This is a genomic window from Idiomarina aquatica (genome assembly GCF_003987185.1).
GTDB classification, from domain to species: domain Bacteria; phylum Pseudomonadota; class Gammaproteobacteria; order Enterobacterales; family Alteromonadaceae; genus Idiomarina; species Idiomarina aquatica.
This window is the reverse complement of the sequence record NZ_PIPS01000001.1, coordinates 1262449-1288319: the sequence shown is the minus strand read 5'-3', so window position 1 is coordinate 1288319 and position 25871 is coordinate 1262449. Positions and strand designations below refer to the sequence as shown.

Annotated in this window: 23 protein-coding genes; 13 read left to right on the top strand and 10 right to left on the bottom strand. The window is 50.4% G+C overall.

What is annotated here, in order from left to right:
• The first annotated feature begins 3 nt into the window (after positions 1–3).
• The 3 genes from narI (at position 4) to tmpT (ending at position 2251) form a co-directional block, all read left to right on the top strand.
• Positions 4–720, top strand: a complete 717-nt coding sequence (gene narI, locus CWE23_RS05955) for a respiratory nitrate reductase subunit gamma (protein ID WP_105305398.1) — start codon at positions 4–6, stop codon at positions 718–720.
• A gap of 45 nt (positions 721–765) precedes the next feature.
• Positions 766–1533: a peptidylprolyl isomerase gene (locus CWE23_RS05950; RefSeq protein WP_105305399.1), complete on the top strand. Its 768-nt coding sequence runs from the start codon at positions 766–768 to the stop codon at positions 1531–1533.
• A gap of 79 nt (positions 1534–1612) precedes the next feature.
• Positions 1613–2251: a thiopurine S-methyltransferase gene (tmpT, locus tag CWE23_RS05945; RefSeq protein WP_105305400.1), complete on the top strand. Its 639-nt coding sequence runs from the start codon at positions 1613–1615 to the stop codon at positions 2249–2251.
• Here the strand turns inward: tmpT and CWE23_RS05940 are convergent.
• The 3 genes from CWE23_RS05940 to CWE23_RS05930 are packed head-to-tail and all read right to left on the bottom strand — an operon-like array spanning position 2248 to position 5930.
• Positions 2248–2523, bottom strand: a complete 276-nt coding sequence (locus CWE23_RS05940; protein ID WP_105305401.1) for a hypothetical protein — start codon at positions 2521–2523, stop codon at positions 2248–2250. The genes tmpT and CWE23_RS05940 overlap by 4 nt on opposite strands.
• Positions 2520–3629, bottom strand: coding sequence for a methyl-accepting chemotaxis protein (locus CWE23_RS05935; RefSeq protein WP_126819743.1), 1110 nt, complete (start codon positions 3627–3629; stop codon positions 2520–2522). The genes CWE23_RS05940 and CWE23_RS05935 overlap by 4 nt, the downstream gene beginning before the upstream one ends.
• Before the next feature lie 60 nt (positions 3630–3689).
• The gene (locus CWE23_RS05930) at positions 3690–5930 is read right to left on the bottom strand and encodes a nitric-oxide reductase large subunit (protein WP_126819742.1); all 2241 of its coding nucleotides are present in this window, start codon (positions 5928–5930) and stop codon (positions 3690–3692) included.
• Positions 5931–6246: 316 nt separating this feature from the next.
• Here CWE23_RS05930 and nrdG point away from each other — a divergent pair, with 316 nt between their 5' ends.
• The 4 genes from nrdG to nhaD all read left to right on the top strand — a co-directional run bounded on the left by nrdG (position 6247) and on the right by nhaD (position 10523).
• A complete protein-coding gene (gene nrdG, locus CWE23_RS05925; RefSeq protein ID WP_105305404.1) occupies positions 6247–6705 on the top strand; it encodes an anaerobic ribonucleoside-triphosphate reductase activating protein in 459 nt (152 codons plus the stop codon).
• 11 nt (positions 6706–6716) lie between these two features.
• Entirely contained in the window at positions 6717–8555 is a 1839-nt protein-coding gene (nrdD, locus tag CWE23_RS05920; RefSeq protein WP_105305405.1) for an anaerobic ribonucleoside-triphosphate reductase, read from the top strand.
• Positions 8556–8662: 107 nt separating this feature from the next.
• Positions 8663–9067, top strand: a complete 405-nt coding sequence (locus tag CWE23_RS05915) for a ribonucleotide reductase subunit alpha (RefSeq protein WP_105305406.1) — start codon at positions 8663–8665, stop codon at positions 9065–9067.
• A 28-nt stretch (positions 9068–9095) separates the two neighbouring features.
• Positions 9096–10523 carry a sodium:proton antiporter NhaD gene (nhaD, locus tag CWE23_RS05910; RefSeq protein WP_105305407.1) on the top strand — a complete coding sequence of 476 codons (1428 nt, stop codon included), beginning with the start codon at positions 9096–9098 and terminating at the stop codon, positions 10521–10523.
• A 130-nt stretch (positions 10524–10653) separates the two neighbouring features.
• Here the strand turns inward: nhaD and hemN are convergent, their stop codons facing one another.
• Together hemN and ubiT are read right to left on the bottom strand one after the other, a co-directional pair.
• Complete coding sequence (gene hemN, locus CWE23_RS05905) at positions 10654–12015, bottom strand: oxygen-independent coproporphyrinogen III oxidase (RefSeq protein WP_126819741.1); 1362 nt, start codon at positions 12013–12015, stop codon at positions 10654–10656.
• 34 nt (positions 12016–12049) lie between these two features.
• On the bottom strand, positions 12050–12547 hold the full coding sequence (ubiT, locus tag CWE23_RS05900; RefSeq protein WP_105305409.1) for a ubiquinone anaerobic biosynthesis accessory factor UbiT: 498 nt from the start codon (positions 12545–12547) through the stop codon (positions 12050–12052).
• Between the two features lie 110 nt (positions 12548–12657).
• Between ubiT and ubiU the strand changes: the two genes are divergently transcribed.
• From ubiU to mog, 3 genes are read left to right on the top strand one after another with little or no spacing between them, the layout of a single operon-like run.
• On the top strand, positions 12658–13650 hold the full coding sequence (gene ubiU / locus CWE23_RS05895; protein ID WP_105305410.1) for a ubiquinone anaerobic biosynthesis protein UbiU: 993 nt from the start codon (positions 12658–12660) through the stop codon (positions 13648–13650).
• 3 nt (positions 13651–13653) lie between these two features.
• Positions 13654–14529 carry a U32 family peptidase gene (locus CWE23_RS05890; protein WP_105305411.1) on the top strand — a complete coding sequence of 292 codons (876 nt, stop codon included), beginning with the start codon at positions 13654–13656 and terminating at the stop codon, positions 14527–14529.
• Between the two features lie 23 nt (positions 14530–14552).
• Complete coding sequence (gene mog, locus CWE23_RS05885) at positions 14553–15083, top strand: molybdopterin adenylyltransferase (protein ID WP_105305412.1); 531 nt, start codon at positions 14553–14555, stop codon at positions 15081–15083.
• Positions 15084–15153: 70 nt separating this feature from the next.
• On the opposite strand, the gene CWE23_RS05880 is transcribed toward mog, so the two are convergent.
• Positions 15154–17823: a nitrate/nitrite transporter gene (locus CWE23_RS05880; protein ID WP_126819740.1), complete on the bottom strand. Its 2670-nt coding sequence runs from the start codon at positions 17821–17823 to the stop codon at positions 15154–15156.
• Positions 17824–18127: 304 nt separating this feature from the next.
• Here CWE23_RS05880 and CWE23_RS05875 point away from each other — a divergent pair, with 304 nt between their 5' ends.
• The gene (locus CWE23_RS05875; protein WP_126819739.1) at positions 18128–19330 is read left to right on the top strand and encodes an NnrS family protein; all 1203 of its coding nucleotides are present in this window, start codon (positions 18128–18130) and stop codon (positions 19328–19330) included.
• Here CWE23_RS05875 and CWE23_RS05870 read toward each other — a convergent pair.
• From CWE23_RS05870 to norR, 3 genes are read right to left on the bottom strand one after another with little or no spacing between them, the layout of a single operon-like run.
• Positions 19327–20073, bottom strand: a complete 747-nt coding sequence (locus CWE23_RS05870) for a HesA/MoeB/ThiF family protein (RefSeq protein WP_198678805.1) — start codon at positions 20071–20073, stop codon at positions 19327–19329. The genes CWE23_RS05875 and CWE23_RS05870 overlap by 4 nt on opposite strands.
• The gene (locus CWE23_RS05865; RefSeq protein ID WP_198678804.1) at positions 20054–20464 is read right to left on the bottom strand and encodes a YbaN family protein; all 411 of its coding nucleotides are present in this window, start codon (positions 20462–20464) and stop codon (positions 20054–20056) included. Before CWE23_RS05865 ends, CWE23_RS05870 begins: the two co-directional genes overlap by 20 nt.
• 2 nt (positions 20465–20466) lie before the next feature.
• Positions 20467–22002 carry a nitric oxide reductase transcriptional regulator NorR gene (gene norR / locus CWE23_RS05860; protein ID WP_105305415.1) on the bottom strand — a complete coding sequence of 512 codons (1536 nt, stop codon included), beginning with the start codon at positions 22000–22002 and terminating at the stop codon, positions 20467–20469.
• A 155-nt stretch (positions 22003–22157) separates the two neighbouring features.
• On the opposite strand from norR, the gene CWE23_RS05855 reads away from it, so the two are divergent.
• The gene (locus CWE23_RS05855; protein WP_105305416.1) at positions 22158–22676 is read left to right on the top strand and encodes a hemerythrin domain-containing protein; all 519 of its coding nucleotides are present in this window, start codon (positions 22158–22160) and stop codon (positions 22674–22676) included.
• 45 nt (positions 22677–22721) lie between these two features.
• Here CWE23_RS05855 and CWE23_RS05850 read toward each other — a convergent pair whose 3' ends face one another.
• Positions 22722–23084 (bottom strand): DUF4870 domain-containing protein, encoded by a 363-nt coding sequence (locus tag CWE23_RS05850; RefSeq protein ID WP_105305417.1) that lies wholly within the window; start codon positions 23082–23084, stop codon positions 22722–22724.
• A 100-nt stretch (positions 23085–23184) separates the two neighbouring features.
• Between CWE23_RS05850 and CWE23_RS05845 the strand changes: the two genes are divergently transcribed.
• On the top strand, positions 23185–25857 hold the full coding sequence (locus CWE23_RS05845) for a M14 metallopeptidase family protein (RefSeq protein WP_241970537.1): 2673 nt from the start codon (positions 23185–23187) through the stop codon (positions 25855–25857).
• The last annotated feature ends 14 nt before the right edge of the window (positions 25858–25871 follow it).

Sequence of the window (25871 nt, the reverse complement as noted above, 5' to 3'; positions counted from 1 at the left end):
ATCATGGATTACATTAATATGTTGGCCTTCGGCGTATATCCTTATATTGCCCTGGCTGTATTTTTTATCGGAACCTGGATTCGCTACGACCGCGAACAATATACGTGGAAGACCAGCTCCAGCCAGATTTTGGAAAGTAAACAGCTGCGCAAAGGCAGTCTGCCGTTTCACATCGGTATCATTGGTATTTTCTTTGGTCACCTGGTCGGCTTGCTGACCCCTAAACCAATCTGGCATATGCTGGGCGTAACCAATGAGATGAAACAGTGGGTTGCTATCATTATGGGTGGCATCTTTGGTCTGATCTGCTTGTATGGCTTAGCAATTCTTGTCAACCGTCGCATGAACAACACGCGGGTTCGTGCCAACAGCTCGACCATGGATATTCTGCTGTTGTGGATTTTGCTGGCGCAACTGGTATTGGGTCTGGTGTCGATTTTCTACTCTATCAGCCACGTCACTTACGGTGCTGAAGGTGAGAAAGCAGCGGTTATGGTGGCCTTAATGACCTGGGCTCAGAACATCGTCACCCTGGATCCGGTTGATGCCGTGGCAGCGATCGCCAATACGCCGGTGGATTGGGTGTTCAAGCTGCACGTGGTGTTGGGGATGACCATTTTCCTTATCTTCCCATTTTCGCGACTGGTGCATATGTTCAGCGTACCGGTGCAGTATGTTGCGCGTCAGCACCAAGTGGTGCGGAAAAAGTTCGCCCGCTAAGATTTATGCAGTAGAGGGGACAACAGTCCCCTCAAGGACAGTATTATGATTCAAGTTAATCACGTTGAAATTCCGGAAAAAGCAATCCTGGAAGAAATGCAATATCACCCTGCGGATACTCGCGAAGAAGCGATGAGTAAAGCAGCTGAAGCCCTGGTTATTGGGGAATTGTTTAAACAGCGGGCAAAGGAGCTCGGTATCGAAGTGCTTGATGATGCCGCACAGGGTGCCGAAGATGACTTTATTGAAGTGCTGATTGAACGCGAGGTTGCCCGGCCAAGTGCGGATGAGCAGGCGTGTCGCCAGTATTTTGAGCAAAACCCTGAACGCTTTAAAACGTCACCCATTGTGGAAGCACGGCATATTTTGCTGGCTGCAGCACCGGATGATGATCTCGAACGGGTGAATGCTAAGCGCATGGCCGAGCAGTTAATCGAACAACTGAATCAAGGCGATGATTTTGCTCAGCTTGCACGCCAATACTCATCCTGTCCATCGAAGGAAACCGATGGTAATTTGGGTCAATTGAGCAAAGGGCAAACGGTTCCAGAGTTTGAGCGTCAGTTGTTTACGGCTGACACCGGTATCATGAAATACCCGGTGGAAACCCGCTATGGCTTCCATGTAGTGTCGGTGGATCATAAAATTGAAGGCAAGGCGCTTCCGTACGAAGCGGTACGTGAAAAAGTGGCGGAGTATCTTGAAGAGAAAGTACACCGCAAAGCCGTATCACAATACATTCAGGCACTGGCAAATGAGGCGGAGATTAAAGGTTTCGATTTTGCCAGTACAGGATCGCCGCTGTTGCAATAAAATAGCATCGAACTTGACTGGATCTTTTACACAGTAAAAGGCACCCTTTGCGGGTGCTTTTTTAGTTTAGGAGTAATACATGGAAGCCAGCTTTTGGCATGAACGTTGGCAAAACCAACAGATAGGTTTTCATCGTCCGCAGCCGCATGACATGCTTTGTCGCTATTTTAAAACCTTCGCTAAGCCTGGATCATTGGTATTCGTCCCCTTATGTGGCAAGTCCAACGATCTAATTTGGTTGATGGCTCAGGGCTATCGCGTTTTTGGCGTTGAACTCAGTGAGCTGGCCGTCGCTCAACTGTTCGAGGAAAACGGTCTGACCGCTGAGATCACTCAGCAAGGCGTGTTTAAGCAGTACGCGTGTGGGCAACTGGTGGTCTGGGTTGGTGATTTTTTTGCGTTAACTGCGCAGGACCTTGCTGAGGTTGATGTCTGGTATGATCGTGCCGCCATGATAGCGTTGCCGCCGGAAATGCGCAGCCGTTACGTTAAGCAGTTAAGTGAACAATTACCGCCCGCAGCGCAGGGGTTGTTGATTACACTGCAATACCCGGTTGGTTTTCGGCAGGGGCCACCGTTTTCAGTCACCGAAGGTGAGGTGGAATCCGGTTTTGGCCAGCGCTTCAGTATTGAACAGTTGGAGTCCGACGAAGGCGTGATCAACGGTACCTCAACCGAGGAAAACCCCGTAACTGAACACGTTTATCTACTCAGTTAGTTCATCAAATGATTACGCTGTAAGATTTTTTTTGTGCGGCGTGCCAGTTTTTCCATAAACACCAGGTCAGCCAGGGTCGGTTCAGCCAAGTCGTTATCGAGATCGGCTTGCCACTGGCTGACTTCGGCATCAAGCATTTCCATCATTTTTTTCGAACACCCGCGGCAAATGCCCTGGCACATATCCGCCTCTTTTAAACCGAATGGAATGTGTTCGCGAATGGTATCCAGTAGCTGGTACATGGCTGTTTTGGTATTTGGTTTACGGCTCATACCTCCTCCAGTAAGTTCTCCGACATCGTCTGGATGTGTTCATTAACCTCGCGATTGTATTGCTCCATTTCAGCGAGTTTTTGTTGTGCAAGCGGGCGATTGTTCGTTTGTACGGCGTTGACTACCGCTTGAGCGCATTGATGCACTTGATCATGCGGGGCTTCGATGGCCTGATAGCTGTGATGAGATTTAAACCGTTGTCGAAACAGCTCAGAATAGTACCACCGGCCAATACCGCAGGTGTTTGAGTCGACCACATCACACTGTTCCGCCGCGAGGGTGCCGAGATAGACCCGGTAGACGTCCATTCTTAACTGCATTTCTTCAATATTCGCCAGTTCAATTTGAGCCAGTAAGGCGCTATTGGAAATGCTGCCGCTCAGCTGTTTAATGTGCTGATTTTCTTCTGCTAACGAAGCCAGATAGTGCTTTGTGGACGCAATATTGTCGCGCGTCGTTTGCATCGCCTCAATACTGCGGCTATGACTTGCATCAACCCCCAGCACAATTTGTCCGACTTTGTCGTTAATGCGGTCGGTGAGCTCCGTGGTGCGTTGTGATAAAGCTCTTACCTCGTTTGCGACGACGGTAAAGCCGCGACCATGTTCGCCGGCACGTGCCGCTTCGATGTTGGCGTTCAAACTCAGCAAGTTGGTGGTCTCGGCAACGCCTCTGACATCGGCGCTGGTTTTTTCAATTTCCTGAGTGTGGTGTTTCAATGCAGAAACGCTTTCTGAGGTGGCTTCAATGTCATCGACAATGGCGCTCAGGTTGCCTACCACAGCAGACATGGTTGACTCCCCGGTCTGATTATTCTGATCAATGGTCAGCAGCGTTTCGCGTTCGCGTTGCAACAATTCACTTAGCCGCGAAAAGGTATTCTGGTAGCCGGCTAATGACTGCGTGAAATTTTCGATGAATGCAAATCGCTGGTGAACGTCAGCGAGTTCTTGCTGCTGTCTGGATACGATGGTGTTAGCGGACTCAAGTTCAGATCTCAACTGTTGGTTGTCTGACTCAAGCTGAGCGATACGCTGGGTTAAATCCTGTTGTTTGCTGGAACATTGTAGGCGGTTTACGTAACCTAACTTTTCGATTAACTGCATGGCTCCTCCTAAAGTGCATAAGCGGGTTTCCGCGGAGGGCGGAAACCCGGCTGTATGAGGTTAAGCGGACTTGTGCTTCAAGCCTTTAACCACTTGCCAGCTGATGGCTAGCGCACCGACGATGAAGATCATATCGCCAACGGTACGGAACCAACGCAGGCCTTGCAGCAGCGGTTGTTGCATGAAGGCTTCGCTACGTGCATACCAGAGACCTTCGGTCGCGGCGGCGTAGAACTGAATGAAGCCAACCGGCAACAAGCTGGTGAAGAGCATCAGGCACAAGCCGATGTTCATGGTCCAGAACGCCATTTTCATGAGCTTGTCGTCAAACTGAAGAGTTGGACGAATGTAGCGCAGTACCAGTAGCACAAAGCCCAGTGCCAGGAAGCCGTAGACCCCGAACAGCGCTGCGTGCGCGTGGGTTGGCGTGGTGTTCAGGCCTTGGACGTAATAGAGCGAGATCGGTGGGTTGATCATGAAACCAAGCACACCGGCGCCGAGCATATTCCAGAAGGCAACCGCGACGAAGCACATGAGTGGCCATTTGAGGCGTTGCATCCAGTCGGCTTTCTTCTGCAGGCTGTAGTTTTCCCAGGCTTCCCAGCCCAGCACAATCAACGGTACCACTTCCAGCGCTGAGAACGTCGCACCAACGGCCATCACCGGCGTGGTGGTGCCAGAGAAGTACAAGTGGTGGAAGGTACCGGGAACGCCACCAAGCATGAACAGCGATGCTGAAGCCAGTGAAGCCACGGTCGCCATACGGCGTGATACCAGCCCCATATTGTGGAAGATGAACGCGAGTGCGGCGGTGGCGAAAACTTCAAAGAATCCTTCTACCCACAGGTGGACAATCCACCAGCGCCAGTATTCCATGATAGAAATATGGGTACGTTCACCGTAGAAGAAACCAGCGCCGTAAAACAGCCCGATGGCAACCACGGAAGCGGTGAATAACGCCAATAGGTTCTTATCGCCTTTTACCTTGAACGCACCGGCAACGCCGCGCATCATCAGTACCAGCCAGAAGACGATGCCAAGGAATTTACCAATCTGCCATAGACGTCCCAGATCGACGTATTCATAACCTTGGTGACCGAGCCAGAAGTTCAAATGCTCAGGCATGATCTGTGCGATGGCAAGATAGTTACCGATAAAGGTACCGGCGACCACCAACACTAATGCCCAGAATAAGATGTCGACGCCCAGTTTCTGGTATTTCGGATCTTTGCCACCGTTAATGATGGGGGCCAAAAATAAACCTGCCGCCAGGAATCCCGTCGCGATCCAGAACAGCGCGGCTTGAATGTGCCAGGTTCTGACCAATGAATACGGGAACCACTGTGATACGTCGATGCCATAAAACTCCTGGCCTTCAACCGTATAGTGCGCGGTAAAGCCACCCAGTAATACTTGCAGTGAGAACAGTGCGACAACGATAAATAAGTATTTACCTAACGCTTTTTGCGATGGCGTCAGTTTAATCTTGGTTAACGGGTCTTCTTTGGGTGCGGCGGGGTCTTCCTCGTCGTGATTACGCAGGAATGCCCAGCCCCAAATCAATCCGCCAACACCAGCAATCAGCAAAATCACACTGACGATCGACCAGATGATGTTCTCTGCGCTCGGAACGTTGTCGATTAACTGCTCGTGAGGCCAGTTGTTGGTATAGGTAACGTCTGCATCCGGGCGTTCGGTTGCGGCTGCCCATGCGGTCCAAAAGAAGAAATCGGTCATTACCGCGCGGCGTTCTGCCGAAGGTAACGTGTTTTCCTTCATCGCGTAGCTGACACGGGTAGGGCGAAGCTCAGGATCATCGCTGAACAGGCGTGAATAATAATCTGCGGTCTGCTCAATGGCTTGTACCCGGCGATCACTCAAGATCACGCGGTTGCTGTCTTTATCGTAAGTATTGGTACGATACTCTTGCTTCAGTTCATACTGCAGCTGGTTTTGCTGAGCGCCTGTCAGTGAGTCATAGGGTTGATTGAAGACTTCCTGCGCGCGAATTTCTAACCAGGCGATCAGCTCGCGATGCAACCAATCGGCTGTCCAGTCGGGCGCCTGATACGCGCCGTGGCCCCAAATAGAGCCCAACTGCATGCCGCCCACAGACTGCCATGCGGTTTGCCCGTCCAGAATACTATCCTCCGTGGCGATAACCTTGCCTTGCGGGGTAACAAACTGATCAGGGATAGGGGGAGCCTCACGATAAACTTCTTTACCAAAGTACCCCAAAATGCCAAAGGTAATAGCGAGGATACAAATGAGTATCCACCATAACTTACGATACCCGGCCATTCACGACCTCCTTTAATTGCTTTTGTTGTAGCGCTAAAAATGTGTGCACTTCTCTAGAGCAATTAACAGGCCAATAGTTAACCATATGAAATAAAACGAATTTTTATGAGTATAGGTGATTCCTACCATACTGGTTGGGGTTTATTTTACCGACAGGGTTAAATTAACCCTCTCTAAGAAAACTCAGGGAATTCAAACAGTAAGCAATAGCCTCATGAATCGTTGACACTGATCAACGCAAAAGCCCAAAAACAGATTAGCCTTAAACACAATATCTAGTGCTAATAAGAAGTTTAATAACTATATATGGTGTTTTATGCGCGATGCGTTGTTTCGTTACTGTAGCGAGGAAGTGGTCTTTCAGGAAGTCCCTGGCGAGGTGTCTTTGGCTTATACCATGACCGGCTGCCCTGTTGGGTGTAAAGGCTGCCACAGTGCCGATACCTGGGCCGTCGGTTCCGGTCTGGAGTTAACCCTGGATTATCTGGCGCAGCAACTTAATCGTTACCAGGGGTTTATTACCTGTTTGGCGTTTATGGGCGGAGAATGGCGGCCTGAGATGCTGAAGGCGTGTCTGAAGCTGGCTCGCCGTCGGGGAATAAAAACCTGCTTGTATACGGGTTATGACAACGTGTCCATTCAACTGCGTGAGCACCTGGATTTTCTAAAAACCGGCCCCTGGGTGAAAGAACTCGGCGGGCTCGACAGCCCTACAACAAATCAGAAGTTTTATGATTTGCGCAACCAGCAAGTGCTGAATGTTGCGTTTCAATAAGGAGAATAATTATGTTGCGCTTAACCGAACAGCAAGTCACCGGCAAAGTTAATTTTATTAACGACTACCTGCACGCCCAGAATGCGGCTGACGGTTCAAAGATGGACGCCAACGCCAATGTCACGCAAAAGAACATTGCCACCTTGGAAGCCGAATTAATGAAGGACTTTTTTGTCCAGGTTAACCGCAAACAGGTCAGTAATAAGATCGCTGAGTTATTCGATGAAGACCTGGCCAGAGAGTACGTTCGTCAAATTGAAGATCATGAAATCTACGTGCACGATGAAACCAGCCTAAAACCCTATTGTGTTTCGGTCACCATGTACCCATTTTTGCGTGACGGACTCACTAAGCTCGGGGGCGAATCGCAGGCGCCGAAGCATCTGGAATCCTTTTGCGGTACCTTCGTGAACTTTGTGTTCGCGGTCAGCTCGCAGTTTGCCGGTGCCGTTGCGACGGTCGAGTTTCTTACCTATTTTGACTATTTTGCCCGCAAAGATTACGGCGACAACTACTTAGCCACACATCGCCACGAAATTGCTAATCATCTTCAGCATGTGGTTTATGCTCTGAATCAACCCGCCGCAGCACGAGGATATCAAAGCGTATTCTGGAATATCTCCATTTACGATAAGCATTATTTTGAATCGATGTTTGGCGATTTTGTGTTTCCTGCCGACTTTACCAAGCCACAGTGGGAGTCGGTTAGTGCATTGCAGGACTTTTTCCTCGACTGGTTTAACAAGGAACGCGAGAAAACCATTCTGACGTTCCCGGTCGTGACCGTGGCAATGTTAACGGACAATGGCCAGTGTAAAGACCAGACGTTTGCTAAAAAAATGGCAGCGGAACTTTCGCAGGGCAGCTCATTCTTTATTTACTTGTCAGATAACGCAGACTCACTGGCATCGTGTTGCCGTTTGCGGAATGAAATCAGTGATAACACGTTTTCCTACACCCTGGGTGCCGGAGGTGTCGCGACCGGGTCGATCAATGTCATTACCATCAACATGAATCGTCTGGTTCAGGATGGCCGCGATCTGGAAACCGAAGTACAGAAAATTCATAAATATCAGGTTGCATACCGGGCAATGATGGAAGAATACAAAGGTGCAGGGTTACTTACCGTTTATGATGCGGGCTTCATCAGTCTCGATAAACAGTTCTTAACGATTGGCATTAACGGTATGGCGGAAGCTGCCGAATCGCAGGGCATTACGGTGGGTAACAACGACGCCTATAAACGTTTTGTTCAGCAGCATTTGAAGGTCATTTATGATGCGAACAAACAGGCGAAACTGACCTATGGCTATCTGTTTAACACCGAGTTTGTGCCGGCTGAAAACCTTGGTGTGAAAAATTCAAAATGGGACAAAGCAGACGGTTATCAGGTGACACGCGACTGTTATAACTCCTATTTTTATGTGGTTGAAGACGAGCAAACCAACGCCCTGGATAAATTTATTCTGCACGGCAAGGAGTTAATTGACTACCTCGACGGCGGCTCGGCACTGCACTTGAACCTGGATGAAAAGCTGACCACGGATGGTTACCTATCGTTGATCAATTTGGCCGCAAAAACCGGCTGTAATTACTTCTGCATTAACGTAAAAATCACGATCTGTAACCGCTGTGAACACATTGATAAGCGTACCTTAGCGCACTGCCCGGATTGTGGATCTCCGGATATCGACTACGGTACCCGGGTCATCGGATACCTAAAACGAGTATCAGCCTTTAGCTCCGGACGTCGTCAGGAACACGCGTTGCGGCATTACCACCGTAAGCAACCGGCTGAAGTTGCCGTAGGTGCTGCACAAGCCAACGAAGGCATGCGACAGGCGAGCTAATTGCGGGACTACCACTAAAGAGGGACATTATGTCCCTCTTTTTATTAACATATTGTGCTTTGGCTTGTGCTACTATCCGCGCGAATTTATAACCAACAGGTGAGCCTATGGACATCACAAGCTACCAAGATTTTATTCAAATGGCCAAACAGCAACCCGAGCCACAGCGTTTGTTGTTTGTGCTGGCAAAGGCACAACTGCCGGATCAGCCGACGGATGCACAAAAATCACAGTTTGAGCAACAAGCCGGCGGTAATCTGGAGCCCGTTTTGTGTGTTGATAAGCTCCCCGAGGAAGTCGAGTCGTTCGAGACCTTGGTTGAAGAGTCAAAGCGCACGGATATTGACTGGGATATCGCTTTTGTCAGTGCCATGGACGGGCGTGGCGGTCACCCTGCATCCAGTGATGAAGCGACTCAGCCATTAGAGATGATGGTGCAACAAATACAAGCCGGCATGATCAAGCACTTTTTAACCATTAACAAACAGGGAGAGTTGGTGCAGGTTATGTAGTGTCTACAGCCTGCGCCTGACCAGCGCTATGACAAAACTACTGCTTACCGTTATCACGTTGTTCTTTTCGGTATCAGTACTGGCAGCAGGATCCCCTGCTGACCGTATCGATCTCACCTCGACGAATATTGGCTTTGCTGCCATCGTTATCTTTATCCTCGCCTATATCCTGGTCATGGGGGAAGAAAAACTCCATATGCGCAAATCCAAGCCGGTGCTGGTTGCTGCCGGTATCATATGGATATTGATAGGATTTGTTTACACCGGCGATAAAGCCCCGCTCGCCGAGGAAGCGTTTCGGCATAACTTGCTGGAATTTGCCGAACTGATGTTATTCCTGTTAGTGGCAATGACCTACATTAATGCGATGGAAGAACGCCGTCTATTTGATGCGTTACGAGCCTGGTTGCTAAAGAAGGGCTTCAGTTACCGAAAACTGTTCTGGATAACGGGCATATTGGCATTCTTTATTTCGCCGATCGCCGATAACCTGACTACGGCATTGCTCATGTGTGCGGTGGTCATGAAAGTTGCCGAAGGTGATAAGAAGTTTGTTGCGTTGTGTTGCACCAGCATCGTTATCGCAGCCAATGCCGGTGGAGCGTTCAGTCCATTCGGTGACATCACGACGTTGATGGTTTGGCAGGCTGGTCAGGTCACCTTTACGGAGTTTCTGAGATTATTCCTGCCATCGGTAGCAAACTACTTGATCCCAGCACTGATCATGAGTGTGTTTATCGAAAACAAATACCCAAGCACTCTGCATACAGAGGTCGAATTAAAACGTGGTGCGCTGCGCATTACCTTTTTATTTCTGCTCACCGTAGCCACGGCGGTTACTTGCCATATCTGGCTGCATCTGCCACCGGTTCTTGGCATGATGATGGGACTGGGCTATTTGCAGTTCTTTGGCTACTTCTTGCGCATGACCTTACCTGGCTCGTTAGCACGCAAACGCGCAATGGCCGAACGTGCCGGCGACCAGAAACGGTTAGAACAACTCGGCGGCATTGTGCCTTTTGATGTCTTTAGCCGGGTATCACGGGCAGAATGGGATACCTTATTGTTCTTCTACGGTATTGTGCTTTGCGTCGGTGGCCTCGGCTTTATGGGGTATCTGAGCATGCTGTCAGAAACCTTATACGGTGACTTTAGCCATACTATGGCGAACAGTATTCTGGGCATCGTATCAGCGGTGATTGATAACATCCCGGTGATGTTCGCGGTACTGTCGATGGAACCCGAGATGTCACATGGTCAATGGTTACTTATCACCCTGACCGCCGGTACCGGCGGTAGTCTGCTGTCTATTGGCTCGGCAGCGGGTGTCGCGCTGATGGGACAGGCCCGTGGCTATTACACCTTCGCCTCACACTTAAAGTGGACGCCGGTTATCGCGTTGGGGTATATCGCGAGTATCCTGTTGCATCTGTGGCTGAATAAGAGCGTTTTCTAAGCTCGCTGCGCTCGCGGTTTAGATTCGCTATGCTCATGGTGTATCGCGAAGCCTAAACCGGCGCAGCCCTAAGCCGTGAGCAAAGCGAGCCTATCCCGCGCGAAGCGCCCAAATCGCGAGCAAAGCGAGCCTAAACCACCTTCGAGTAGCGGTTCTGACCGTGGTCGAGGTATTCGTCGAAGCAGGCGCAGATGCTGCGGACCCACAGTCGGCCTAAATCGGTAACGCGGAGTTTTTTGTCCGAAACGTCGACCAGGCCGTCCTCAATAAATGGTTTTAATAGCGGAATGGCTTCGGCAAAGTGCGCCCAGAAGTCGTCGAGCTGCCATTGTGCTTTAAACGCTTCAATATCTAATTCGAAGTGACAAATCACTTGTGAAATCAGCGCAGCCCGCAGCTTATCCTCATCGTTAAGCGCCATGCCTTTGATAATCGGGCGCTGACCACTATCAATCATTTTGTAATAGGCCGGTAGCTCTTTCTCGTGCTGCCATAGCACGCCGTTTACCTGACTGATGGACGAAACACCAAGCCCCAGCAAGGCATCCTGACCGTCGGTTGTGTAGCCCTGGAAATTACGTTGTAAACGACCCTCTCGCTGCGCAATTGCCAAGCCATCATTGGCTTTGGCAAAGTGATCCATACCAATAAACTGATAGCCGGCTTCACTAAGCTGGGTAATCGCCTGTTCCAGTAAGCTCAACTTCACTGAGGGGCGCGGAATTGACTCCTCAGGGATTTTCCGCTGGCCAGCAAACCGTTGTGGTAAATGGGCATAACTGAATACCGAAATACGATCGGGATCCATCTCGATGACCTGCTCAATGGACTTTTTAAATGTTTCCGGCTGTTGATAAGGCAAACCGTAGATAAGATCCAGATTAATCGATTCAAAACCCAACGCTTTGCTCAATTTGAGCTGATGACGGATCAGGTCGACATCCTGTACCCGGTTAATGGCAATTTGTACTTTCGTATCGAAATCCTGCACCCCATAACTAACGCGGTTAAAGCCCAACGTGCGCAGGTGACGTAGTTTTTCGTCACTGCAACTGCGTGGATCGATTTCGATGCTGACTTCGGCATTATCGACAAAACGAAAATGCTGGTGAACAAGCGCCATCAAGCGAGTCAATTGTTGTTCCGTCAAAAAGGTTGGCGTGCCGCCGCCAAGATGGATTTGACGAATCCGTTTGTCGGCGACCAAAGGCTGATACATCGCCATCTCTTTGGCTAAATAGTCGAGGTATTTATCGGCTTTATGCTGGTGCCGCGTAATCACTTTATTGCAACCACAGTAGTAACAAAGCTTGTGGCAAAACGGCAAATGAAGGTACAGGCACAACTCGTCTCCGGCCGCTTGCAACGCGTGGTCAATGCGTCCCCGATCGAACTGATCGGACAGCATCAATGCGGTCGGATAGGAGGTGTAGCGAGGGCCGTTAATGTTGTACTTATCGATTAACTTTTTATCCCACTGAATGACTGACATAACGACCTCTTGACTCTTGTCAAAGCAACTGGTTTTACGATGAGACTATTATTTCATCTTTTCTTTGCTGTAAATAGGACGCCAGTTTATCACCGAGGCGGAATAACGGCTGCGGCAGCTTTTGATCTACCTCAATAGTGTCAAGGAAATTTTTAAGGGATAGTCCCAGTTCCGTATTACCTTCGACGCGTAGCTGACGCCGAAAGAACAGTGTGTCGGGATCCACCTTATTATGAATTAATAACAAGAAATCGGTGCTGTTGGCGCTCATCCGTGCATCGGCCGAAGCCGCTTCTGAACGCACGCGAAGACGTTTATTGACTAGGCTCACAGAGAACGACAGGGATACATCCAATACCTCAATAGCGACGGATTTGTCCCTCAAAAAATCAAGTTCATCGGCGTCGATTTCGGTCGCAAAAAGTCGATTTAACAGCAACTCAATCGGTTTTAATTTAAGGCTGGCAGGGATGAATTGATGGGCCATAGCAAACCCTTGAAACGCGCGCGCTACCCCTTTGTTGGTATCCATTATTATCTCACTCTTTTAAATAAATATTTGGAATGTGTCTTTATAATAGATCAAGTGAAATTCGCTTTTATTAACCTAAATAAAAAACTGAACAAAAACTCGAGGCCGTTATGGAATTATTATGTCCTGCAGGCAGTATTCCCGCATTAAAAGCGGCGATTGAAAACGGCGCGGACGCGGTTTACGTCGGCTTAAAAGATGAAACCAATGCCCGCCATTTCGCGGGGCTGAACTTAAATGCGCTTAAACTGGCGGAAGCTGCCGACTATGTTCACCGGCATGGCAAGAAACTGCACGTTGCCATTAATACCTTTGCCCACGCCAATAATTGGACAAAGTGGCGGGATGCGGTAGACGGGGCGGTAGCCGCCGGTGCCGATGTACTGATCATTTCAGATATTGCGGTATTGGGCTATGCCGCTGAGCGTTATCCACGGATTGAGCGGCACTTAAGTGTTCAGGCGTCAGCCACCAATGCGGGAGCCATTGAATTCTATCGTCAGTACGGTATCAGCCGGGTGGTATTACCGCGCGTATTATCGATGCAGCAAGTGCGGGCGTTAGCGCGAACCACCGATATCGAGTTGGAAGTCTTTGCGTTTGGCAGTCTCTGCATTATGGCCGAGGGCCGTTGCTATTTAAGTTCTTACATGACCGGAGAATCGCCAAACACCGCTGGCGCCTGCTCTCCGGCGGCTTATGTTGAATGGGAGCATCAGGGTAGCCGGCTGGAGTCGCGTTTAAACGGTGTGGTGATTGACCGTTTTGGCGAAGGCGAAAATGCTGGCTATCCGACCCTGTGTAAAGGGCGTTTCCAGGTCGATGATGAACTCTACAATGTGCTCGAAGAACCGACCAGCTTAAACACCTTGAGCCTGCTACCGCAACTTCACAAAGAGGGCATTGCGTCGCTAAAAATCGAAGGGCGACAACGCAGTCCGGCTTATGTCGCACAAATTACCAAGGTATGGCGGCAGGCGATTGACCGGGTCATGCAAAACCCGGAACAGTTTGAAGTAGAGCACGAGTGGGACCGCGTATTGTCATCGCTATCTGAAGGCAGCCAAACGACGTTAGGCGCCTATCACCGAAAGTGGAAGTAAATTATGCAAATTGCATTAGGACCGATTTTATATTTTTGGCCAAAAGCCAAAGTAAAAGCCTTTTACCGGCAGGTGGCTGAATCTGATGTCGACCGGGTGTACCTGGGCGAAACCGTCTGCAGTAAACGCCGTGAACTGAACCTGGATGACTATCTAACCATTGCCCATGAACTGCGTGAGGCCGGTAAACAGGTATGTCTGTCGACCATGACCTTACTTGAAGCGCCGGCGGAGCTGGCGCAAATGGCAAAATATTGCAACAACGGAGAGTTCGAGGTTGAAGCCAATGACGTCGGTGCGATCCCATACTTGCGCGAGCATGGGGTTAACTTCACTGTTGGTTCTGCAGTCAATATCTATAACCATGAGGCACTGCGCCGCTTTGTGGATATGGGCATGAATCATTGGGTGACACCCTATGAGTTGTCTCAGCAATGGCTGAGTGACATTTTGAAACAGCCACAGGTCAGCTCGGTACGAAATCTGTTTCAGACCGAAGTGTTTGCCTTGGGTCATATGCCGTTGGCCTGGTCAGGACGCTGTTTTACAGCGCGCTCAGAAAACCGACCCAAAGATCAGTGTGAACTTTGCTGCATTAAATACCCACAGGGGCGCACGGTAAAGAGCCAGGACGGCAAACAGGTTTTCGTGCTGAACGGCATACAAACGCAGTCTGGTACACGTTACAATTTGATCAATCAATTGCCGTCAATGCAGGGATTGGTTGACCGCGTTCGCATCAGTCCACAGCCCGAGGGCACCTTCGACTGGATTGAACGTTTCAGAGCAAATATGGATGGCAGCCAGCCGCTGAAGCTGAGTGATAAAGAGAGTAATGGCTACTGGTTGCAACTGGCTGGTATGGTAAAGGCCAGCTAACGTGGAATAACGATTGAGGAATTATGGAAGCAGCACGTATCGGAATTGTAACCGTCAGCGACCGCGCCAGCCGCGGTCAATATGAGGATCTGTCCGGACCGGCAATACAGGAAACGCTGACAGCGTATTTGACGTCCTCCTGGGAACCGGTTTATCGAGTCATTGAAGATGAGCAGGCGCTGATAGAAGCTACTTTGCGGGAGCTTGTTGACGAGCAACGCTGCTGTTTGGTGGTAACCACCGGCGGAACCGGTCCGGCTAAGCGCGATGTCACACCGGAAGCCACCGAAGCCGTTTGCGACCGGATGATGCCGGGCTTTGGAGAGTTAATGCGTCAGGAGTCGTTAAAATACGTACCGACGGCTATTTTATCGCGCCAAACGGCTGGCTTGCGGGGTTCGTCACTGATCATCAACTTACCGGGTAAACCGAAAGCCATTCGTCAGTGCTTAGACGCCGTGTTTCCGGCAGTGCCTTACTGCATTGACTTAATGGAAGGCCCGTATTTAACCTGTGACGAGTCGGTAATAAAGCCGTTCCGACCGAAGAAGTAGTTTAACGTAAACCAAAAAAAAGCCCGGTCACTTTAATTTGAAGTGACCGGGCTTTTTTATTGCCAGATCCTTAACAAGGATCTGGTGCATTTTTGCGAGAGTAGAACCACCAAGTTATCACAGCACAGACTGCGTAAAAGATGATAAAGCTCACTAAAGCCGCGGAAACGCCACCGGTTAAGCTGATGGACGTACCGTACGCTTTCGGAATAAAGAAACCACCGTAGGCAGCAAATGCTGAAATAAAGCCAATGACTGCAGCGGACTCTTTGTTGCCTTCCTTAATGGCCTGGTCGGTATCGCCGAGTTCACGTTTGCGTTGGTTTAAGAAGATGACCGGTACCATACGGAACGTTGAGCCATTACCGATACCCGTTGCGATAAACAGCAACATAAACGCCGCGAAGAAGCCCCAGAAATTGCCTTCTGTACCCGCAATTGGCAGGAAGTAGATGACGCCAAGGACACCGACAATCATTAACAAGAAGTTCCAGAAGGTAACCCGGGCGCCGCCCAGCTTATCAGCGATGATCCCCCCGGCAGGTCGGGCAAGGGCGCCAACCAGCGGCCCGAGGAAGGCATAGGCGGTAGGATCGACTTCAGGGAACAGCATCCCGGACAGCAGTGGGAAGCCCGCGGCGAAGCCGATGAAGCTACCAAAGGTGCCGAGATACAGGATACACATGATCCAGTTATGGCTGCGTTTAAAAATAACCGCTTGGTCGCTGAATGACGCCTTGGCTGACGAGATGTCGTTCATGCCAAACCAGGCGGCTACAGAGGCGATCACAATCAATGGCACCCACAGGAAGGCAGCATTTTGCAGCCAGATTTCCTGACCGGCATTCGCGCCTTGTTGTACCACCAGTGGATCACCTTCAATGCCTCCAAATACACTGGCTGCGATAACTAACGGCGCCAGTAGTTGCATACCGGAAACACCCAGGTTACCAAGGCCGGCGTTCATCCCCAGAGCGCCGCCTTTTTCCTTCTGTGGATAGAAGAAGCTGATGTTTGACATGCTGGAGGAGAAGTTACCGCCGCCAAAACCACACAGTAGTGCCAGGATCAGCATGATCATGTATGGCGTATCGGTATTTTGTACGGCAAAGCCAATCCACACGCATGGAATGAGCAGTGAGGCAGTGGATATGGCGGTCCAGCGTCTGCCGCCGAAGATTGGCACCATGAAGCTGTAGAAAATCCTCAGGGTAGCACCGGACAACGCTGGCAATGCGGCTAACCAGAATAACTCGTTTTGGCTGTACGGGAAGCCCAGCGCGGGCATTTTAACCACCAGAATACTCCAGATGGTCCAGACCGCGAACGCCAGGAATAAGTTCGGGATGGAAATCCACAGGTTCCGGGTAGCAATACGTTTGCCTTTTTCTTTCCAGAAGGTTTCGTCTTCCGGACGCCAGTCATCCAGCACCATTGAGTTCGGGGTAGACAATTCCGGCAGATCCCGCTCTTCACGATCTTCACGGTATTCAACGCGCTCTGCTTTAAGAATGGCAAAGTGCATCCAGGCTAACGCCCCCGCGGCAATGACAAACAACAGCATGAAACTGCTTTGCCAAACGCCGATAACGTCATTCAGCATACCGAAGGTAAGCGGTAATAAGAAGCCGCCTAAACCACCGATCATACCAACCACGCCACCAACCGCGCCGACGCTTTTCGGGTAGTAAACGGGAATGTGCTTAAATACTGCGGCTTTACCCAGCGACATGAAAAAGCCCAGCACAAACGTCAGGAAGACAAAGCCAACTAAGGTCACTTCTAAGTGAAAGTTGTAGACTTGATCAACCCCCTGAACGGCGTACTGTGTGCTTGGATAGCTTAACAGGAAGGTACAAATTACGGACGCGATAAAGGTCCAGTACATGACCCGACGGGCGCCGTATTTGTCGGACATCCAGCCGCCAAGAATACGAAACAGTGAGGCCGGAATGGTATACATCGCGGCAATCATACCGGCGGTTTTTACATCCAGATGATAAACGCCGATAAGATAATGCGGAAGCCACAGCGCAAGCGCAACGAACGCGCCGAAAACAAAGAAATAATACAAGGAAAAGCGCCAGACCCGCAGATCTCCCAGCGGTGACAACTGTTCCCAGAAGCCTTGCTGTTGTTTCTCCTGACGGGCATTTTTCAGCGGATCTTCTTTGGCGAGTACGAAGAACGTGATGCCGGCGATGGCAAGCACTGTCGCGTAAATTTGTGCAGTACCCTGCCAACCGAGTGCGATCAGCAAAAAGGGCGCACCAAAGTTAGTCACCGCTGAGCCGACATTACCGGCGCCAAAAATACCCAGCGCGGTACCTTGCTTCTCTTTAGCGTCATCAAACCAGGCAGCGGTGTAGGTAACACCCACAATAAAAGAGCCGCCGGCAAGACCAACCCCAAGTGCGGCAACCAGCAACATGATGTAGCTGTCGGCAAAGGTCAGTAAATAGACACAGGCCGATGTCAGCAACATTAAGATGGCAAACACCTTTTTGCCACCGAAACGGTCGGTCCAAATGCCGAGAAACATCCGACTGATGGAACCGGTTAATACCGGCGTTGCCATCAACAAACCGAGTTGAGTATCGGTAAGATTAAAATCGTCCTTAATCTGTATACCGATGATGGAAAAAATCGTCCAGACGGCAAAACACAAGGTAAACGCAAGCGTTGAGAGCAACAATGCGTAATTGCGTTGGCCGGGCGATGTTGATACGGACTGGTTCATTAAAAACCTCCTAATAAGCCCTGTTATCGATACCACTTACTTTACGGGGTTTTTAAATAAATTACTTTATAATCAAGGCTATAGAGCTTTATCTGACGGCTGTTTAACTACCTATTGTGGGTAAAGACAGAAGCTTTGAAAAAGGCCAGTTTACGCGCGTTGTTATCACTTTTTGGGTAGTTGGGTTAGGTCAGCCGGGGTTTCGATAATCTTTGGGGTACTACACTATTTTCAGCAATAAAGGGTGGTTTTAATGTGCATTAAAAATGTATGATAATGCTAATTGAGCCAAGAGGACAGGATCATGCAAGTTACACAGCTAGATAAAGAAATGGCAATGGCACCCATTCTGCGCCAGGCTTACCGGCCGATGTTTTTATTCGGCGCTATTTTCAGTGCCATCGCCATTCTATTGTGGGGGTTAGCGCTGAGTGGGACGCTAGAGCTGCCGGTGTACGGCAACATCCTGTTCTGGCACAGTCATGAAATGATTTACGGCTTTGTCGTAGCCATTGTATTGGGGTTCTTATTAACAGCGGTTCAGAACTGGACCGGTATGCGTGCAACACATGGCGCAACACTGGGTATTCTCGCGTTGCTGTGGAGTGCCGGGCGGTTGCTGATGTTGTTTGGCGAAGGCTTACCCTGGTGGCTGGTCATGAGCGTTGATGTTGCGCTACTAACGGTCGCGGCCATTCTGTTCGCACGGTTGGTATTGAAAGTGAACCAAACGCGCAATCTGTTTTTTATTCCCATTCTTTTGTTGTTGGCGGTGTCCAGCGCGTTGATGCACGTTGGCTATCAATTTAAGCAATACGAGTGGCAAACCCTGGGCGCTTATAACGGTGTGTTCTTGGTTACGCTGTTGATGTCCATCATCGGCGGCCGGGTGATGCCGATGTTTACAGCCAATGGCACCATGACCAAAAAAGTATTGCCGATTGGCTGGTTGGAAAGCTTGTCCATTGGGCTGCTGTGGCTGCTGTTTGCGGTGCACTTTTTTAATCTCACCTTGTACATTCCGGACCTTTGGCTCGGGGCACTTTTTGCCGTTGCTGCGCTGGCGCACTTTGTTCGCGTGTTGCGTTGGAAAATCTGGTTAACCTTCCGCGTACCGTTACTTTGGTCTTTGCACATTGCCTACTGGTTTATCCCGCTTGGGTTGGCATTACTGGCTGCGCATTACTGGGGAGCCGAAATCACTCGCAGTACCGCCATGCATGCACTCACTGCCGGAGCGATGGGTAACATGATTTTAGCGATGATGGCGCGCGTGTCGCTAGGCCACAGTGGTAGGCCGTTACAGCCAAAACCGATCATGTCGCTGGCATTTGCGTTGATGGTGATTGCCGGGTTAACTCGTGTTCTGGGCGTCAGTGTATGGCCGCAGTGGACAACCGATTGGCTGTTAATCAGCAGCTACGCCTGGACCGCCGCATTGCTGATTTTTGTAATGGTTTACGTGCGTATCTTTTTAACCCCGCGGGCTGATGGCAACCCAGGTTAACCACAAGCCGGGCAGTTTGGAAACGGGCTGAGTTTAAAGCGTTGCCACTCTGCGTTTAAGCCGTCAAACATTAATAGCTGACCAAACAGGGGCTTACCGGCCCCTGTTAAGATCTTCAGCGCTTCCAGTGCCTGCATGCTGCCGACTACGCCAACCAGAGGAGAAGCTACGCCGGACTCCGTGCAGCTTAGACTTTGCTCACCAAACAGCCGACTAAAACACTGATAACAGGGTTCGCCGGGCTGCATAGAAAACGCCGCAAGTTGCCCTTCAAAGCGGATGGCAGAGCCGGAAACCAGCGGTATGCTGTGCTTAACACAAAACTCATTGACCAGATTGCGGGTGGTCAGGTTATCGCAACAATCGATGATCAGATCAATGGGCTGTTCGAGTGACGCCAGTGTGTCGGCATCGGCCCAACCATGAATCGCGCGCAGTTGTGTTTCACTGTTGAGTTGTTGCAACTGCTGTTGAGCGGTTTCGGCCTTGCTACCACCAACGTCTTGTTCGCGGTACAGCGGCTGACGCTGCAGATTGCTTCGCTCGATAGTATCAGCATCAATGATGGTAACGCTGCCAACGCCAGCACTGACGAGGTACGGTAATACCGCGCAACCCAAGCCGCCGGCACCAATCACAACCACCTGACTGTTCAGTAGTCGTTCCTGACCTTCCATGTCGATAGCAGGCAGAACAATGTGGCGGTTATAACGAAGCATTTGCTCATGCGTCAGTGTTTTCATGATCGTTGCTCTTTATCGTTTCAACAAGGTCGGGACGGGTCCACAGCCAACTGCCGACGCTGACCAAAATGACACCAACCGTGATTTTAAGCCATACCGGCGGCCACTGGATAAACCACAGAATAATGTAGCCACCGGTCATCATCAGGATAGCCGCCCACTTGGCGCTACGACGGACGCTGCGGGTTTCGCGCCAGGCACGAATGTCGGCACCGTATTTGGGGTGTTCGAGGAGTTTTCGCTCCAGTGACGGCCAGCCTTTGCTGGCTGCCCATAAGGCGACGATTAAAAAAGGTACCGTTGGCATTACCGGTAATAGCAACCCGATAAAGCCCAGCGCGACAAAACTGAGCGCCAGACAACGCCAGAATACTGTGGTCATCCACTGCATGACTATTTGATTCCCAAGCGACTCGCAAGTTTATGAAGGTTGCTTGAGTCTACACCTAAACGCTTCGCGGCTCGACTCCAGTTGCCATCTTCCAGTGTCAGCGCCTGACGGATCATTTGTTTCTGCGTAAACTCTACGGCGTCACGCAAGCTGATGTCTTCATTGGCCGCCAGCACGGTATCCTGCAGATCCCGCCTTTGCGTGGCGGCTACCGACGGCATGGTCAAGTCCAGCGTATCATCATCGATGGTCGCAATACTGTTGTGATCAACCCCAACGCTCAACAGTTTGATGGCAGCGCGGCTAATGACATGCTCGAGTTCTCGGATGTTGCCCGGCCAGCGATATTGCTTCAGTGCCAATTCGGCCGTGGACGATAGGCGCAGCGCACGCAACCCCAGACGACTCCGGTTTAACTCGAGAAAATGACCAGCGAGCAACAAAATATCGTCCTCGCGTTCCCGCAGAGGTGGTATGGGAATAGGGTAGACCGATAAGCGGTGATAAAGGTCGGCGCGAAATTGCTCGTCCCGCACTTGTTGCTTTAAATTACGGTTGGTTGCGGCAACAATGCGAACATCGACTTGGCGCGGCTTATCGGAGCCCAGCCGCTGAACCTCGCCATTCTGCAAAACCCGCAGTAATTTGGCTTGAATCGACAGCGGTAGCTCGCCAACTTCATCGAGAAATAATGTGCCACCGTGAGCCGCCTCAAAGCGTCCACCGCGTTCGCTGCTGGCACCGGAGAATGCGCCTTTACTATGACCAAATAATTCGGACTCAGCTAACGATTCAGGTAAAGCGGCACAGTTAACGTAAATCATTGGTTTATCCGCACGCGTTGAGTGGCGATGCAGCTCGCGGGCAAACAACTCTTTACCAACGCCGGTCTCGCCCAATAGCAAGACCGGTAAATCGGCTTTAGCGACCGCATGCAGCTCTGCCAAAATTTGTTGTAATGCCGGGCTGTTTCCAATGATTTCCGAGTCGGTACGGGTTGAAACGCTTGCTTCCGGTGATGACAGTGGTTGGTTCTGGCGTAGCGCTCTAACCTGTTGCTCCAGAGAACCAACGCGAATGGCTGCCTCGACAATCAGGCTAAAACGCTGTAGCTCAACCGTGGATTGATCATTAAAGGTACCCGGCTGTAATGCATCCAGCGTGAGCACGCCCCAACATTGACCTTCAACGTATAAACTGATGCCCATACAATCGTGCACGGGTAATGCATCCCCCGGTTGTTCTGCCAATAGCCCGTCATAGGGATCAGGAAGGCTGGTGCTCGGCTCAAACAGCACTGGATTACGCGATGACAGCAGGGTGGCAAGACGTGGATGTTGCGCGATGACAAAGCGACGTCCCAAGGCTTCATCAACCAACCCATGCATGGCAACCGGCTTTAGCGCATCGCTGTCGCGTTTTAACAGGACAACGGCGCCACAATGAAAGTGCTGGCGCAAGGTTTTCACCAAATTTTGCAGGCGCACCGCCGCCGGTACATCGGTGACAAGATCCGCTAAAAGGCTTTGTTGCAGCATGGTTATTTTTACACTATCGGTTAAATGTACCCTTATTCACTGGGTGAATCATACCGTGCTGGCCTGCAACCTCAATATCCACAAGGGGGTAGAAGTTGGCCTGAATTGTGCAAACGTCATTGCTGTCCGTTTTTAGATGACTATAAGAGGTTAATATGACAGCAAGCATTGTCAGTGAGTGGTCCGGAAAATCAAATCGCGAATTGATTGAATTTATCGTTGAACGTTTCCATCAGGTGCATCGCCAACAGTTGCCTGAATTAAAGCAACTGGCGCTGAAAATCGAAGAAGTGCACGGCGACCATGATGAGGCTCCGCACGGCCTGGCTGAGCACCTGGATAATATGCTTCATGAGCTGGAAAGCCACATGATGAAGGAAGAACAAATTTTATTTCCGATGCTGGCGCGCGATATTTATCCCAGCGGCCCGATTTCAGTGATGGAAGAAGAGCATGTTCAGCACGAGCAGGACATTAACAAGATCAGCGCTCTGACCAATAATTTAACCTTACCAGAGGGTGCCTGTGGTAGTTGGCAAGCTTTATACCGGGGACTTGGCGAGTTGGTCGACGATCTTAACCAGCACATTGAATTAGAAAATACCGTGCTTTTCGTCGAGCGCGAAAGTACACCAACACACGGCAAAGATTTTTGTTGCGGCTCCTGCCAGTAATGCCTGGGTTGAAAAAAAGGCTACCGAGTCGGTAGCCTTTTGTCGCTATTTAAAGAAAGGAATGCTTAGTAGGTAAGGTTTCAGCATACCTTGCTTCGCTTGAACCGCGGCCAGCACTATCATCACAATGGAAAACAGTGCAAACAACAGTACGGCCACCAGACTCAGTATCGGCATCACCAAAAAACTCAGCAGAATACCAATCCCATATAGGCCCAGGCTGAGCATCCAGTTAAAAATAAACTTGCCATGGCGGTCAATAAAGTCGTTATCGCGTTTTAAAAACCACATCACAATTGGCGCGAGCCAACCAATAAAGGGTATGATAAAAGTCGCGAATTGTGATAAATGCATCAACATTGCGTAATTTGTCTGTTCATCCGTGATGCGGCTAATTGTATCGTCCATTGATTCCTTTACCCCTTCAAAAAAATTCTTAACGGCTTCACAACGTGCTAATCTGCTTTTACATTAGGTAGAACCAAAAATGATAAAAACAGGTTAGTACATGAGCGTAATGAAAAAGTTGTTCCTCACACTCAGCGTTGCGGCCGCAAGCGCGGCAGCAGCCTCGGATCAGTTAAGTGGCGCAGCGTCCATGCTGCCCGAAGCAAACTATAGCAACGGAAAAGCATCTGTCGAGGAGGTTTTAGGCTACTCAATCGGTACGAAAATAACCTCTCCGGAGGCCATGAGCCGGTATTTCGAGGCGTTGGCGGCGGCGTTCCCCGATCAGGTGAAACTACTGGATTACGGCAAAAGCTGGGAAGGGCGTACGCTCTACTACGCCGTTATCTCAAGTGCGGAGAATATGGCCAACTTTGATAACTTCGTTGGCAATATGCAGCGTTTAGCGGACCCCCGTAAAACCAGCCAGCAAGAGGCGCAACGACTGATCGCTGAAACCCCAGCCAGCATTTGGTTATCCTACGGCGTGCACGGCAATGAGATCTCCTCTCCGGAGGCGGCGATGATGACGGCTTATCATCTGCTCAATGATCAACGTCCACAAACCAAGGACTGGTTAAAAAACACGGTGGTCTTCATCGATCCGTTGCAAAACCCGGATGGCCGCGCGCGCTTTGTACAGCGCTATTACATGACGGCAGGACTCGAGCACTCGGCGGATCGCCGCAGTGCTGAACACAATGAACCCTGGCCCAGTGGCCGCACCAACCACTACTTGTTTGATATGAACCGCGACTGGATCGCGTTGACGCAACCAGAAATTAAAGGGCAAGTCGATGCTCTGCTGAAGTATTACCCATTGGTTTTCGTTGACTTGCACGAGATGGGTGGCGATTCAACCTACTATTTTACCCCTGAAGCACGGCCTTATAACCCACTGATAACCGAACAGCAACGGGAAACCTTGAACTGGATTGGTAAAAACAATGCCTCGTGGTTTGATAAGAAGGGCTTTGATTACTTTACCCGCGAGATTTTTGATGCTTTCTACCCAGGCTATGGCGCAAGCTGGCCGTTGTACCACGGCTCCGTGGCGATGACCTATGAAATGGCCTCGGCACGAGGCCACCGCTTTGAGCGTAAAGACGGCTCTATTCTCACCTACGCCGATGGTGTTCAGCAGCACTTTGTTGCGTCACTTTCGACCATAGAAACGGTCTCAGAGCGTCGTCAGGCACTGTTAGAAAAGTTTTGGAATTACCGGCTTAGCGCGATAAAAGCGGGTGAAGATGACGAACAACGAGCATTAATTGTGGCCGCTGATGATGACCCAGCGGCGGCGCGAAAACTGGCGTCGTTGTTGGTTGAACAAGGCGCTGACGTGCAGCAGGCGCAGGAAAACTTTCGCGTGTGCGGAACCGATTACCCTGCTGGAAGTTATATCATCGATAAAGCACAGCCGGCCTACCGTATGATCAGTACCTTGATGGATGAACAGGTCGATATGGCTGCGGACTTCATTGAGGAACAGGAACAACGACGCAATAATAACTTACCGGATCAGATTTATGATGTAACCGGTTGGTCGTTGCCGTTAATGTTCAATGTTGATGTGGACGGTTGTGACGATGTGCCACGCGTTGACAGCGTTGCCGTTAGCGAAGGCCGTATCGCCCCCGGACAACTACTGAATGCCGATGCTGAGGTTGGTTATCTGGTACGTTGGGGTGACATGAACGCCGGTCGTTTGGTGACCGCGGCACTGCGGCAAGGGCTGCAACTAAAACAAAGCGAGTTAGCTTTTACTCACGAGCAGGCCGGCAAGTACCCAAGCGGCTCACTGGTGATTACCCACGCTGATAATCCTGATGTGGAACTGCCAACGGTACTGGCACAGCTGGCTGAACAAACCGGCGCAACGATTCAGGGAGTGGATACCAGCTGGATCACCGAAGGACCAAACTTTGGCTCGGGTAATGTGCATGGCTTGTTTGCGCCTAACATTGGTATGGCGTGGGATGAACCCGTCAGCCAGTACAATGCCGGCCACACGCGGTATGTGATTGAGCGGCAAATGAATTATCCGGTGACGGCGATTCGTACCGATGACTTGCGCGGCGGCGATCTAGCTGGCTTTGATGTCTTTATTTTACCGGCAAGTGCCGGTTATGACCGCGTCTTTAATGCGGAAACGGTGGCGGCGTTCAAACGCTGGGTGGCCGACGGTGGTGTGTTAGTGACCTTAGGCAACGCCTCCGGCTGGGCCGTGGAAGCCGGTCTGTTAAACACCAAAGTTGAACGGGCTATCCCAAAAGAAGGGGTTGAAAAGCCTGCGGAAGAAACGCGCGTTGACGGCACGGAAATCACCTCAAAAGCGCAGTTGATGACTGAAATTCAGGCTCATGGCGTAAACCCTGACTGGGTATCCGGAGCATTGGTGAATGCCGACGTTGATAAGGACCACTTTTTAGCCGCCGGTTTAAAACAACGTTTAGTCAGCTTGTTTAATGGTAATACCATTTTGGCTCCGATTGATATCAATCATGGCCGCAACATTGCCTGGTTTGCCGACAAAGAAGCGTTAATCGCCAGCGGCTTTTTATGGGATGAGACACAACAACAACTCCCTTACAAGCCTCTGTTAATCTGGCAACCGATGGGTGAAGGCATGGTGATCAGCTTCACTCAGGAGCCGACCTATCGAGCTTATATGGACGGTTTGAATATGGCACTGATGAACGCCTTGTTCCTGGCGCCGGCGACCACCCGCTAATGGACGGAGATGCG